Consider the following 13140-nt stretch of genomic DNA (forward strand, 5'->3'; position numbering starts at 1 on the left):
ACCCCAGCCCTCTCCCCGTAAGAACGGGGCGAGGGAGTGCACCTGTGCCTGGGCGCAGTTTCTCCCGGTAAATCGTGGGGAACTGGCCCCCATCCCTTGAATCCGCGGGGCATCCGCGGCACCTTGCACGACCCAGACGGCTTTGGTCATATCGGCAGGAATGATCCGGCCTTGCGGGGTCTTCGGTGCCGTGGCGCGCGTCCCGCCGCCCGGCCTTCTCAACGCTGTGTTTTCCTAAGGGATCGGGCGAGTAGTGCAATGAAGGTTACGGTCGAACGCGCGCAATTGCTGAAGTCGCTGGGCCATGTCCACCGCGTGGTCGAGCGCCGCAACACGATCCCGATCCTCGGCAACGTGCTGGTGCGCGCCGAGAACGCGAAATTGTCGCTGAAGGCGACCGACCTCGACCTCGAAGTGACCGAGACGCTGCCGGCGGAAACCGCGACCGCCGGCTCCACCACCGTGCCGGCGCACATGTTCTACGACATCGTGCGCAAGCTGCCGGACGGCTCGCAGATCGTGCTGGAAGCCGACGGCGACCGCGCCGTGCTCGCGATCCGCGCCGGCCGCTCGCGCTTCACGCTGCAGACGCTCCCCGAGAACGATTTCCCGGACCTGGCGGCCGGCGACATGTCGCATTCGTTCTCGCTCGCCGCCAAGGACGTCAAGCGGCTGATCGACCGCACCCAGTTCGCGATCTCGACCGAAGAGACGCGCTACTACCTCAACGGCATCTATCTGCATGCCGCCGGCACGCCCAAGGCCGCCACCTTGCGCGGTGTCGCCACCGACGGGCATCGCCTCGCCCAGCTCGACCTGGTGCAGCCCAAGGGCGCCGAGGGCATGCCCGGCGTGATCGTACCGCGCAAGACCGTCGGCGAGGTGCAGCGCCTGATCGAGGACACCGAGGCCGAGATGACGATCGAGCTGTCGCAGGCCAAGATCCGCTTCACCATCGGCAACGTCGTGCTGACCTCGAAGCTGATCGACGGCACCTTCCCCGATTACGGCCGCGTCATTCCGCAGAACAACGACAAGGAGCTCGTCGTCGACAAGAAGGATTTCGAGAACGCGGTCGACCGCGTCTCGACGATTTCGAGCGAGCGCGGCCGCGCGGTCAAGCTGTCGCTGTCGGCGGGCAAGCTGGTGCTCTCGGTGACCAACCCGGATTCCGGCAGCGCCACCGAAGAGCTCGAGGTCGAATACGCCTCCGACGCGCTCGATATCGGCTTCAACTCCCGCTATCTGCTCGATATCGCCGCCCAGATCGAAGGCGACGTCGCAACGCTCCGCCTCGCCGACCCCGGCTCGCCGACCCTGGTGCAGGACCGCGACGACAAGAGCGCGCTGTACGTGCTGATGCCGATGCGGGTGTGAGGGGCGTGTTCCCTCGCCAGCGCACCCCGCTTCTTGTGCCAAACGCGATGCCCGTTGCTGCGCCCTCTCCCCTTGCGGGAGAGGGCAGCTCCGCTAGCAGCCACAACCTCACTCGGGTGAGGGGTCCTCTCGCCGCACCTTCACTGTGGAGACAACCCCTCACCCGCCGCCGCTACGCGTCGGCACCCTCTCCCGCAAGGGGAGAGGGTGAAAGCACCGCGCGTCAACGACATTCGGAATGAACGCCGATGCCGCAAGATCCGCACCATCGGCCAACGGCCAGGCATCTTCGCCAGTTCGCCAAGAAAATGCGACACGAGCCGACGGACGCGGAAGCTGCGATGTGGCGATTGCTGAGGGATCGCCGACTGGCGGCGTACAAGTTTCGCCGACAGGTCCCGCTTGAGAACTACATTCTCGATTTCGTCTGTTTCGAGAACCGTCTCGGGATTGAGATTGACGGCAGTCAGCATGCGGAGTCGCGGCGTGACGCAATTAGAGACGCCGTTCTTTCTGCTCAGGGTTTCTCAATTGCCCGCTACTGGAACAATGACGTACTTCAGCAGCCTACCTCTGTGCTGGAGGATATCCTTGCAAAGCTTGCCGGGCGGTAAGATACCCCTCACCCGTCGCCTCAGTTCGTGAGGCGCCACCCTCTCCCACAGGGGAGAGGGGAAGAAACGCCTCCATGACGAATGATCGATGACCCCCTCCCGCATTCATCGCCTGACGCTGACGCATTTTCGCAATTACCGGGCGGCGGGGCTCGAGACGACGGCTGACCTGGTGGCGCTGGTCGGGCCGAACGGGGCGGGCAAGACCAATTGCATCGAGGCGATCTCCTTCCTGTCGCCGGGCCGCGGCCTGCGCCGGGCGACGCTGGAGGATGTCGCCGACAATCAGGGCGACGGCTCCTGGGCGGTGTCGGCGCAGGTCGAGGGGGCGCTGGGGCTGGCCACGCTCGGCACCGGCATCGATGCGCCGCGCGCGGACGCCGCGGTCACCCGGCGCTGCCGCATCGACCGCGAGCCGGTGGGCTCGGCCAGCGCCTTCGGCGACCATATCCGCATGGTGTGGCTGACGCCGGCCATGGACGGGCTGTTCATGGGGCCTGCCTCGGAGCGCCGGCGCTTCTTCGACCGCCTAGTGCTCGCCATCGACAGCGAACATTCCAGCCGCATCAACGCGCTCGAGCGCTCCTTGCGCTCGCGCAACCGCCTCTTGGAGACGCGCAATTACGACGATCATTGGTGCGACGCGATCGAGCGCGAGACGGCCGAGCTCGCGGTCGCGGTGGCGGCCACGCGCGGCCAGACCGCGGCAAGGCTCACCGGCATGCTGAATGCGCGCGCGCAAGGATCCGCATTTCCGTCCGCGCAAATCGCGCTCGACGGCTGGATGGAGAATGCGCTGCTGACGGAGACCGCGACCTCGGTCGAGGACCGCTACCGCCAGATCCTGCGCGACAACCGCCCGCGCGATGCGATCGCCGGCCGCACCACCGACGGCCCGCATCTCACGGACCTCCAGGTCGTCTATGCGCCGAAGAGCATGCCGGCGCGCGATGCCTCGACCGGCGAGCAGAAGGCGCTGCTGATCGGCCTCGTGCTGGCGCATGCGAGCCTGGTCGCCGAGATGACCGGCATCGTGCCGCTGCTGCTGCTCGACGAGGTGGTCGCGCATCTCGATCCGAACCGCCGGGCGGCGCTGTTCGACGAGCTGAAGACGCTCGGCGCGCAGGTGTGGCTGACCGGTGCGGATCCTGCCGCCTTCGCCGAGATCGGCGCAGGGGGCGAAGTGTTTGACGTCGAGAGCGGACGAGTCTCGGCCCGCAGCTAGGCCGCCGCATTGAACCCGCTCGTTTGCGGCCACGACTAGCTGCTTGTGGCTGCAAGAGGCGGCCATCGCGCAGGATTTCACAACTGGCGCGATATTCTTGGAGCATGAGCATGGCGAGTGTGGGGCGTGGGACGCAAGCTCCGGCACGATGGCAACTTGTTGCGTGCGGCCTTGCTCTGCTCGCAAGCTGCCTGCTCGCGGCGAGCGCCGGCGCCTTCGTGTCGAACCTGCCGCCGCTGTTCTCAGCCGCGCTGACGCTGGACCCCGCGGCGAGGCTCCCCGCACCGACCCGCTACCTCTATCGGGGGATCCACACCACCGTGATGCCCGGCATCGAAGCGCCGCTCCGGACCAGGCTAGAGGCGCGCTTACCTGCGGCGCTCGGCGACGTGCTCGCATTCTATCGCACCGAGCTTCCAAAGCTCGGCTGGCAGGAGCAGCAGGAAGAGGCGATGGTCAGCGCCGATCACGCGCGCCTTGCCTTCATCTCCCCGATCGGGCCGGCAGCGCTGGAGCTCGATCGCAAGGAGGGCAGCACCGCGGTGCAGCTCGTGCAGAAGAATGCGCAGGCCGCAACCCGCGCCAACGTCCTGCCTGAGGCGGGCCAGGCCAAGCTGGTGTTCAGCAATATCGGCGAGAACGAAGCCGTGCTCACGATCAACCAGCGGACCATCCCGCGCCCTGCCGGCGCCAACGCCGTCGCGCTGGACCTCGTGCCCGGCACATACATCTATGGACTGAGCATGCCGGGCCATGCGGCCAGAACGAACACGCTCGCGGTCGCAGCCGGCGACACCTGGGAGCTCACGGTCGGGCGCAACGGCGAGGCGTGGCCACCGCTGCAGCTGTATTGAGTCCCAAAGCCCAGCGAGGTGTCCGGACGGCTCGGAACAAACTCTGTCCGGAGCCGCAAAATCCACGCCTTCCGCGGCTGAAAAACTGCCCTCGAATCGCGCTTTTTGCAGCGCCCGAAAACGCCCTTCAAAAGCCTTGAAAACCGGCCGAAAAACCCTATCTGCTCAAAGGGTTGCCGGGAGATACTTTGCGCTAGGCGCAAGCGGTCTTTCATGGCACAAATGGCCCCGCAAATCAGCGCCTTTGCGCCGCTGATTCGGGCGACATCTCGAAGGCCTCTCATGACAGAACCTGCTCGGCAGCACGCTGCCGAAAACGAGCCCTCTAACGCGAGCGATTACGGCGCGGAATCGATCCGCGTGCTCAAGGGACTCGATGCCGTCCGCAAGCGTCCGGGCATGTATATCGGCGACACCGACGACGGCTCGGGCCTGCACCACATGGTCTACGAGGTCGTCGACAACGCCATCGACGAGGCGCTCGCCGGCCATGCCACGCGCGTCGACGTCATCCTCAATCCCGACAATTCCGTCACCGTGCGCGACGACGGCCGCGGCATTCCCGTCGACATCCACAAGGGCGAGGGCATCTCGGCGGCCGAGGTCATCATGACCCAGCTGCACGCGGGCGGAAAGTTCGACCAGAACTCCTACAAGGTCTCCGGCGGCCTGCACGGCGTCGGCGTCTCCGTCGTCAACGCGCTGTCGAGCAAGCTGATGCTTCGCATCTGGCGCGACAACAAGGAGCACTATATCGAGTTCGCCCACGGCGATGCCGTCGCACCGCTGAAGGTCGTCGGCGATGCCCCCGGCAAGCGCGGCACCGAAGTGACGTTCCTGGCCTCCACCGAGACCTTCAAGAACGTCGAATACGACTTCGCCACGCTCGAGCATCGCCTGCGCGAGCTCGCCTTCCTCAATTCCGGCGTCAATATCGTGCTCTCCGACATGCGCCACGCGGTCGAGAAGCGCGAGGAGATGCACTATTCCGGCGGCGTCGAGGAGTTCGTCAAATATCTCGACCGCAACAAGAAGGCCCTGGTGCCGGCGCCGATCATGGTACGTTCGGAAGCCAACGGCATCGGCGTCGAGGCGGCGCTGTGGTGGAACGACAGCTACCACGAGAACGTGCTGTGCTTCACCAACAACATCCCGCAGCGTGACGGCGGCACCCACCTCGCCGGCTTCCGCGGCGCGCTGACGCGTCAGGTCAACGGCTATGCCGAGGCCAACGCCAAGAAGGAAAAGATCGCGCTGACCGGCGACGATTGCCGCGAAGGTCTCACCGCCGTTCTCTCGGTGAAGGTGCCCGATCCGAAATTCTCGTCGCAGACCAAGGACAAGCTGGTGTCCTCGGAAGTGCGCCCGGCGGTGGAGAACGTCCTCAACGAGGCGCTCCAGGCCTGGTTCGAGGAGCACCCGAGCGAAGCCAAGATGATCGTCGGCAAGGTGATCCAGGCCGCGGCAGCCCGTGAAGCTGCGCGCAAGGCGCGCGAGCTGACGCGCAAGAGCCCGCTCTCGGTGTCCTCGCTGCCGGGCAAGCTCGCCGACTGCCAGGAAAAGGATCCGGCCAAGTCCGAGCTCTTCATCGTCGAGGGCGACTCGGCAGGCGGCAGCGCCAAGCAGGGCCGCAACCGCGAGTTCCAGGCGGTGCTGCCGCTGCGCGGCAAGATCCTCAACGTGGAACGGGTCCGTCCCGACACGATGTTGAAGAGTGAGCAGATCGGCACGCTGATCACCGCGCTCGGCACCGGCATCGGCGACGAATTCTCGGTCGAGAAGTTGCGCTATCACAAGATCATCGTGATGACGGACGCCGACGTCGACGGCGCTCACATCCGCACGCTGCTCCTGACCTTCTTCTACCGGCAGATGCCCGACATCATCGACGGCGGCTATCTCTACATCGCCCAGCCGCCGCTCTATAAGGTCAGCAAAGGCAAGTCCGAGCAGTACCTGAAGGACGAGCGGGCGCTGGAAGACTATCTGATCGACGCCGGGCTGGATGACTGCGTGTACATTCCCGGCACCGGCGGCGACCGCTCCGGGCGCGACTTGCGCGCGCTGGTCGACGATGCCCGTGTCGTTCGCAGCATCCTGCGCAATCTGCACAGCCGCTATAACCGCAAGGTGGTCGAGCAGGCCGCCATCACCGGCGTGCTGAACAAGGAGATCTACGGCGATCCCGAGAAGGCGGCGGCCGCCGCGCAATACATCGCGAGCCGGCTCGACAACCAGGCCGAGGAGGTCGAGCGCGGCTGGGTCGGACAATTCGTCGAGGGCCAGGGCTTCCTGTTCGAGCGCACCGTGCGCGGCGTCAAGGAAGCGGCTGTCATCGATGACGCGCTGCTCGGCTCGGCCGAGGCCCGCAAGCTCGACGAATACACGACCAAGCTCCAGGACGTTTACGCCCGCTCCGGCAAGCTGCGGCGCAAGGACACCGAGCACGTGGTCCACGGCCCGGTCGACCTGTTCGAGGCCGTGACCGACGCGGGCCGCAAGGGCATCAGCCTGCAGCGCTACAAAGGTCTCGGCGAGATGAATCCGGAGCAGCTCTGGGAGACCACGCTCGACACCGACGCGCGCTCGCTCCTGCAGGTGAAGGTCAAGGAGGCCGACGAGGCCGACGACATCTTCACCAAGCTGATGGGCGACGTGGTCGAGCCGCGCCGCGATTTCATCCAGGAACATTCGCTGAGCGCGACGATCGATATTTGAGGCCGGATGGCTTTAGGACGGTCGTCATGCCCGGGCTTGTCCCGGGCATCCACGTTCTTTTTGCGGCGAAGCAAGACGTGGACGGCCGGGTCAAGCCCGGCCATGACGACGTGGGTGCACGTGCCCTGAACCTCCCCACCCGCCATCGCGACGAAACGGCATGAACCCGTTGGCCCATTCCGGCCGGGAAGCCTCGCGTCATGACCGGCTCCGCAACGACCCGCTCCGCCGCGCCCTCACGCCGCCTCGGCATCATCGGCAGCATTGTCGGCGTGCTGGCGCTGATGGCGGCGGTGCTGCCGCATTGGGTCGTGCCGATCGTGTTTCCGCCGCCGTCGGCGGACAAGGTGATCGTCGACACCGGCCATCGCATCAAGGACCGCATCGTCGCGAAGCTGAAGGGCGTGGAGTATCAGGCTCCGAGGCCTGAGAAGTCGGCTGGACGAAGCTGGAACGAAATTGCGTCGGTCACTGCGATCTCGCTCGGCCTGCTCGCCATCCTGTTCTCGGTACTCTCCCTCATCTTCCGGGAGGAACGGCTCCTTGCTGCTGTCGCCGCCACACTCGGCACCGGCGCTATCGCCATCGAAATCTCCTTCTTGATGATGGGCCTCCTGATCCTGATCGCGGTCCTCTACGTGGTGGGGAATATCATCGGGCTGTTTTGAGGTTCGCTTGCGACAAGCTCCCGTCCTCATCCTGCGGAGCCTGCGAAAGCGGGCGTCTCGCAGGATAACCACGGGCGACATCGGGGCCTGCATGGTTCGAGACGCGCGTTCCGCGCTCCTCACCATGAGGGATTGGCGGCCTCGCCTGGGCTACACGGACCGGGCACGAACCACGGCCCAGTACAATTGCTCCCGCGCTCAAATCTCTGTAGTTTCCGCCCGAAACAGGCCTCCCACTCACCAGGACAGCGAGAACCCCGTGGCGCCCATCCAATACATCGTCGAGGGCGGTCAGCGGCTCTCGGGCTCGATCGAGCCGTCCGGCAACAAGAACTCGGCGCTGCCGATCATCGCCGCCGCGCTCTTGACCGAGCATCCGGTCGTGCTGGAGAACGTGCCGCGGATCCGCGACACCGAGACGCTGGTCGAGCTGGTCCGCTCGGTCGGCGCGTCGGCCGAATGGTCCGCACGCAACACGCTTCACATTCACGCCAAGAGCATCCGCGCCGCCGACCTCGATCCCGAGCTGTGCGTGCGCATTCGCGCCTCGATCCTGCTCGCCGGACCCCTGCTCGCCCGCTGCGGCGAGGTGATGCTCCCGCCGCCGGGCGGCGACGTCATTGGGCGCCGGCGGCTGGACACGCACGTGCTGGCGCTGGAGCAGCTCGGCGCCAAGGTCACCGCGACCGACCGGCTCGAATTCCGCGCGCCCAAGCTCGCGGGCGCCGACGTGTTCCTGGACGAGCCGAGCGTCACCGCGACCGAAAATGCGCTGGTCGCGGCGGTCGCCGCCGACGGCGTCACCCATTTGCGCAACGCGGCCTCCGAGCCGCATGTGCAGGACCTCGCCAATTTCCTGGTCGCGCTCGGCGCCAGGATCGAAGGCATCGGCACCAACAACATGATCATCCATGGCCAGGCGACGCTCGGCGGGACGACGTACCGGATCCAGCCCGACCATATCGAGGTCGGCTCGCTGATCGGGCTTGCCGCCGTGACGCGCTCGCCCTTGCGCATCGCGCGCGCGGGCGTCGAGCATCTGCGCTCGATCCGCATGGGCTTCGAGCGGCTCGGCATCGTCTGCCGGATCGAGGGCGACGACCTCATCGTGCCATCCAATCAGACATTGAAGATCCAGGACGATTTCGGCGGCCATGTGCCCAAGCTGGAGGACCAGCCCTGGCCGGCCTTCCCCGCCGACCTGATGTCGATCGCGATCGTCACCGCCACGCAATGCGAGGGCGTGATCCTGATGTTCGAGAAGATGTTCGAATCCAGGATGTTCTTCGTCGACAAGCTGATCGCAATGGGCGCGCGCATCGTGCTGTGCGACCCGCACCGCGCCATCATCGCCGGCCCCAGCCGCCTGCACGGCGCGACGATGACCTCGCCCGACATCCGCGCCGGCATGGCGATGCTGCTGGCCGCCGTCTGCGCCGAGGGCACTTCGACCATCAACAACGCCGACCAGATCGAGCGCGGCTATGAGCGCATCGAGGAGCGGCTGAACGCGCTGGGGGCCAGGATCAAGCGCGTGCCGGAGAGGAAGGGGTAGCTTCCGCCTCTCCTCCTGATAATGGCCTCGTGCCCCGGACGCAGCGCAGCACGTCAGTGATGCGCTGCTGAGCCGGGGCCCATTACTTGGGGCTGAACGCACGGCTTCTGGGTCCCGGCTCGCGCTTCGCGCGTCCGGGACACGTGGGCCATGTTTTCGACGCGCGGCTGTGCTATTGAGCCGCCATGCTCGACACCGTCCAACATCATGCGCAGCCGCAAGCCGGCGTGCCGCAGAACCACCTTGCCGTGGAATTCGTCGAGACACTGCGGCTCGCCGTACCGATGATGCTGACCCAGCTCGGGCAGATCGCGATGATCACGACCGATCTCGCGATGATCGGGCGGCTCGGCGAGGAGGCGGTGGCCGCGGCGGCGCTGGCCCACACGGTCTATTTCGTCAGCTTCACTTTCGGTCTCGGATTGACGTCCGCAGTGTCGCCGCTGGCGGCGCAGGCGTTCGGTGCCGGCGACGTCAGGCGCATTCGCCGCTCGTTGCGCGTCGGGCTGTGGGCCGCCCTGCTGATCTCGCTGCCGATGATGGCCTCGCCGCTCTATGGCGAGCAGATCCTGCTCGCGCTCGGTCAAATGCCGCGAGCGGCCGCGCTGGCGCAGCACTATCTGAATGGCCTTGCCTGGGGCATCGCGCCGGCGCTCGGATTCATCGCGCTGCGCGGCATGATGAGCGCGGTGAACCGGCCGCAGGCCCCGCTATGGATCACGCTGGCGGCGATCCCGGTCAATGCCGCGCTGGTCTATGCGCTGATCCACGGCCTGTTCGGCCTGCCCGAGCTCGGCCTGTTCGGCGCGGGGCTTGCGACCACGCTGGTCAATCTCGGCACTTTCCTCGCCGCGCTCGCGATTGCCGGGTTGCGCGAGCCGTTCGCCGACTATCGTCCGCTCGCCCGCCTCTGGCGGATCGACTGGCCCTTGATGCGCCAGCTGATCGTGATCGGCGCGCCGATCTCGTTCTCGCTGCTGCTGGAATACGGCCTGTTCTCCTCGGCGGCGCTGCTGATGGGCTTGATCTCGACCGCCGCGATTGCCGCGCATCAGATCGCGCTCCAGGTCACCGCCGTGCTCTTCATGGTGCCGCTCGGCATCGGCATGGCGGCAACGGTGCGGGTCGGTCATGCCTTCGGCCGCAATGATCCGGCGGCGGTGAAGCGCGCGGGGCTCGTCGCAGCCACGCTCGGCCTCGCGCTGGTCTCCGCGCTGACGATCGCGATCGTGATCGGCCGCTACGAGCTCGGACGGCTGTTCTTCGGCCATAGCGAGGCCAGCGCGGCAACGGTCGAGCTGACGGCGACATTGCTGCTGGTCGGCGCGAGCTTCTTCGTCGCCGACGGCCTCCAGACCATCGTGGGCGGCGCGCTGCGTGGCCTCAACGACACCCGAATGACCCTGCTGTTCGCCGCGATCGGCTATTGGGGCGTCGCCTTTCCCATCGGCTGGATGCTGGCATTCCACACGGGACTGGGCGCGGTCGGCGTCTGGATCGGGTTCTCGATCGGTACATTCGTCTATGCCGGGCTCCTGATCTTGCGCTTCCGGATGCTGGCGCGCAAACTGGCGGGATGAGAGCAACGGTCCACGAAGTCGCGCCTGAGATCGATGCGAGCACGCTGCTCGCCGGCGCGCAGTTCGCCGATGCGTTTCGCGTGGAGATCGGCACCGCGGCGGTGAATGCCCGCGAAGCCTGCACCAGGATGGTGCTGCACGGGCCGCGCTGGATCGACGCGCTGCTGCGCCTGCGCAACATTCTGGTGAGGCCGTTCGGGCTAAAGACATCGGGCGAGGGCGCGCCGGCCCCAGGCGGCATGATCGGCCTGTTTCCGGTGCTGAGCGAGACACCGGAGCAGCTGGTCGCAGGCTTCGATGATTTGCACCTCGACTTCCGCATCGTCGTCGACGTGTCCGGCGATGCCGCGAGCCGGCAGGTGACCTCGACCACGCTGGTGCGCACGCACAATTTGCTCGGCCGGACCTATCTCGCGCTGATCATGCCCTTCCACAAGCTCGTGGTCCGCAACATGATGGGACGGATCGTGGAGCCGGCCCGATGAATTGTGCGGGCCGACATTGAGCGAACACGCAGTGTTCAGCCCACCGGCCCTGGAGTCCAATTGTCCCCTGCGAGCGGACTGACTTTCACGTCAGGAATGACACCGCGGTCCATGCTTGGATCGAAATGGCGCATCGTCCGCTCATTGAGGTCGATGATGCGCCCAGGTCTTAGTGGTCCCACGTCGTTTATCTTGACGATGACCTTCTTGCCCACGGCCTCGACGAGAGCATATTTCGGCCTCGCGCCAAATTCGACCCCACCAAATTTCCGGCGCAGACTCGTCTTGATGGCAGCCGTCCAGGCAGAGGGATCATAACGCTCGCCGGAGGCCGTCTTCGGACCGCCCTCCTCCTTGCCGGGCTTGAACGGATTATAGGTGGACGCCGCGCCAATAATCGCGTCGCTGGAGGCGGCATCGACGACGGCACTTGAGTGATCCCCACGCGTTTCACTTCGAGCAACGGCAGCGGAAATGGCGAGCGCAAGCAGGGCGCCGCAAATTGCGGCGCTCGAGCGGAATAGCATCATAAGTCCTGTGATTTTTTAGATTGCCCGGTTCCAGAACCGCAAACGTGGTCAAGCGAACGCAGCAACGTTCATCAACTTGCGCCGATCGTTTTGCGGATTCGAGCCAGCCCCTGGCTACGGAACCGTTGTGTGAACCGGAGTGGTCCTCACGTCGTGTTTAGCTTCCCGCCGATTAAGACAGAGATTGCGTCAGCAACATGACCCGATGGAACCTTGTGCGTGCAGCGTCAGAACACGCAGGCAGCGCTCACGGCTGAGCCGCGCGACGTATGCATTGCTGTCGAAACGAGTCACCGAGGATGCGCTCAACTCACTCGGCAACGCGCACCGACTTGTCGGCCGCCGCCTCCGACCATTCGCCGACGACGCGATCGAGATCGCCGAGATTCTGGTGCATCTGCTCCAGGGAGAAGCCGAGCGCGAAGAAGCGCTCGGCGGTGTCGCTGGGGTGGCCTCGGATCAGGCCGTCCCGACGGACGGACGCGACCGCCTCGGCGTAGTGCTGGAGCGCGACATGCACGGGATGGATCGGCGGCGCGCCGGCCCCTTCGCGCAAGGCGCCCGCGGCCGAGCGCAGGAAGCGCGCGATCACGGTCGAGACTTCCGTCAGGGGCGCTGCCAGCCGCAGCTGCACCTCGACCGGCAGCGGCACCACGGTGGCACGGCCGATCATCACGACATCGTGGCGCAGCCGCAGGATCGTTCGCAGCAATGGACCGGTATCCGGGCCGCTCGACAGGCGCGCCGCGCGCTCGCGCTCGGCTTCGGAGCCGATCGCATTCAGATTGACCATCGCATTGCCGATGCCGTCCTGGATCCGGTGCAGCGCGTCGTTGTCGCGGCCGCGCGTGAGGCCTGCGAGCAGCTCGGCGAGGGCATCGGCGATCAGCTCGAGCAGAACCGCCGCGCTGGCGCGGATCTGCCGCACCGCGGGCGACGGCAGCACCAGGAAGGAGACCAGCAATCCCGTGACCGCGCCGACACCGACCTCGCTGACCCGGTCGATCGCCGAGGTCATGGGATCGGAATGATGCATGGTCGGAACCAGCAGCACGATCACGGCCGTCACCGTGGCGGCGCTGAGGCTCGGATTGATCGCGGCGATGAAGGCGAGCGGGGCGACGGAGAGGACCAGCAGGCCGAGCAGGCCCGCCTCGCTGGAATAGGGAATCAGGATCGCGATGGCGCCGCCATAAATCGCGCCGCCGATGGTGCCGAGCATGTAGTCGCGCGTCGCCTTCAGCGAGCGGCCGACGCTCATCTGGGTCACGATCAGCGAGGTCAGCACAGCCCAGAGCGGCAGCAAGAGATGCAGCGCAGTCGCGATCGCATAGGCCGCGGTCGCGGCGACCGTGACCCGGATCGCGAGCCCCAATTGCGTCCGCCGCGCTCGAACCTGCTCGAACAGCTGCCTTGCGCGCGTCATACGGAATATCCCGATCCTCTTCGCCTAAGCAAAAGCATGGCTGATCCCCGCCCCCGCAAGGCCGCTTGAAAGGCCAAATCAGCCCGCCTAACTTGCGCGCCAAAACGA

General features: G+C 66.2%; 12 protein-coding genes. 10 read left to right on the forward strand and 2 right to left on the reverse strand.

All coding sequences use genetic code 11. From position 1 onward, the window contains the following. Positions 1–258: 258 nt before the first annotated feature. The 10 genes from dnaN (at position 259) to HZZ13_RS27950 (ending at position 11076) form a co-directional block, all read left to right on the forward strand. Entirely contained in the window at positions 259–1377 is a 1119-nt protein-coding gene (gene dnaN, locus HZZ13_RS27905; RefSeq protein WP_036002613.1) for a DNA polymerase III subunit beta, read from the forward strand. A gap of 248 nt (positions 1378–1625) precedes the next feature. Then, the gene (locus HZZ13_RS27910) at positions 1626–1991 is read left to right on the forward strand and encodes an endonuclease domain-containing protein (protein ID WP_197962731.1); all 366 of its coding nucleotides are present in this window, start codon (positions 1626–1628) and stop codon (positions 1989–1991) included. An 88-nt stretch (positions 1992–2079) separates the two neighbouring features. Next, complete coding sequence (gene recF, locus HZZ13_RS27915) at positions 2080–3216, forward strand: DNA replication/repair protein RecF (RefSeq protein WP_197962732.1); 1137 nt, start codon at positions 2080–2082, stop codon at positions 3214–3216. A 110-nt stretch (positions 3217–3326) separates the two neighbouring features. Further along, a complete protein-coding gene (locus HZZ13_RS27920; RefSeq protein ID WP_197962733.1) occupies positions 3327–4070 on the forward strand; it encodes a hypothetical protein in 744 nt (247 codons plus the stop codon). Between the two features lie 282 nt (positions 4071–4352). Next, positions 4353–6788 carry a DNA topoisomerase (ATP-hydrolyzing) subunit B gene (gene gyrB, locus HZZ13_RS27925; RefSeq protein WP_197962734.1) on the forward strand — a complete coding sequence of 812 codons (2436 nt, stop codon included), beginning with the start codon at positions 4353–4355 and terminating at the stop codon, positions 6786–6788. Between the two features lie 26 nt (positions 6789–6814). Next, positions 6815–6952, forward strand: a complete 138-nt coding sequence (locus tag HZZ13_RS27930) for a hypothetical protein (RefSeq protein WP_197962735.1) — start codon at positions 6815–6817, stop codon at positions 6950–6952. 36 nt (positions 6953–6988) lie between these two features. After that, a complete protein-coding gene (gene yidI / locus HZZ13_RS27935) occupies positions 6989–7456 on the forward strand; it encodes an inner membrane protein YidI (protein WP_197962736.1) in 468 nt (155 codons plus the stop codon). Between the two features lie 259 nt (positions 7457–7715). Continuing rightward, a complete protein-coding gene (murA, locus tag HZZ13_RS27940) occupies positions 7716–9011 on the forward strand; it encodes a UDP-N-acetylglucosamine 1-carboxyvinyltransferase (protein WP_197962737.1) in 1296 nt (431 codons plus the stop codon). Between the two features lie 185 nt (positions 9012–9196). Then, positions 9197–10591: an MATE family efflux transporter gene (locus HZZ13_RS27945; RefSeq protein ID WP_197962738.1), complete on the forward strand. Its 1395-nt coding sequence runs from the start codon at positions 9197–9199 to the stop codon at positions 10589–10591. Continuing rightward, on the forward strand, positions 10588–11076 hold the full coding sequence (locus tag HZZ13_RS27950; protein ID WP_197962739.1) for a DUF2867 domain-containing protein: 489 nt from the start codon (positions 10588–10590) through the stop codon (positions 11074–11076). Before HZZ13_RS27945 ends, HZZ13_RS27950 begins: the two co-directional genes overlap by 4 nt. Positions 11077–11111: 35 nt before the next feature. On the opposite strand, the gene HZZ13_RS27955 is transcribed toward HZZ13_RS27950, so the two are convergent. Both HZZ13_RS27955 and HZZ13_RS27960 read right to left on the reverse strand, forming a co-directional pair. Further along, positions 11112–11606: a septal ring lytic transglycosylase RlpA family protein gene (locus HZZ13_RS27955; RefSeq protein ID WP_197962740.1), complete on the reverse strand. Its 495-nt coding sequence runs from the start codon at positions 11604–11606 to the stop codon at positions 11112–11114. 310 nt (positions 11607–11916) lie between these two features. Further along, positions 11917–13032, reverse strand: a complete 1116-nt coding sequence (locus HZZ13_RS27960; RefSeq protein ID WP_197962741.1) for an FUSC family protein — start codon at positions 13030–13032, stop codon at positions 11917–11919. Positions 13033–13140 lie beyond the last annotated feature (108 nt).

This window comes from Bradyrhizobium agreste (assembly GCF_016031625.1).
Lineage (GTDB): Bacteria > Pseudomonadota > Alphaproteobacteria > Rhizobiales > Xanthobacteraceae > Bradyrhizobium > Bradyrhizobium agreste.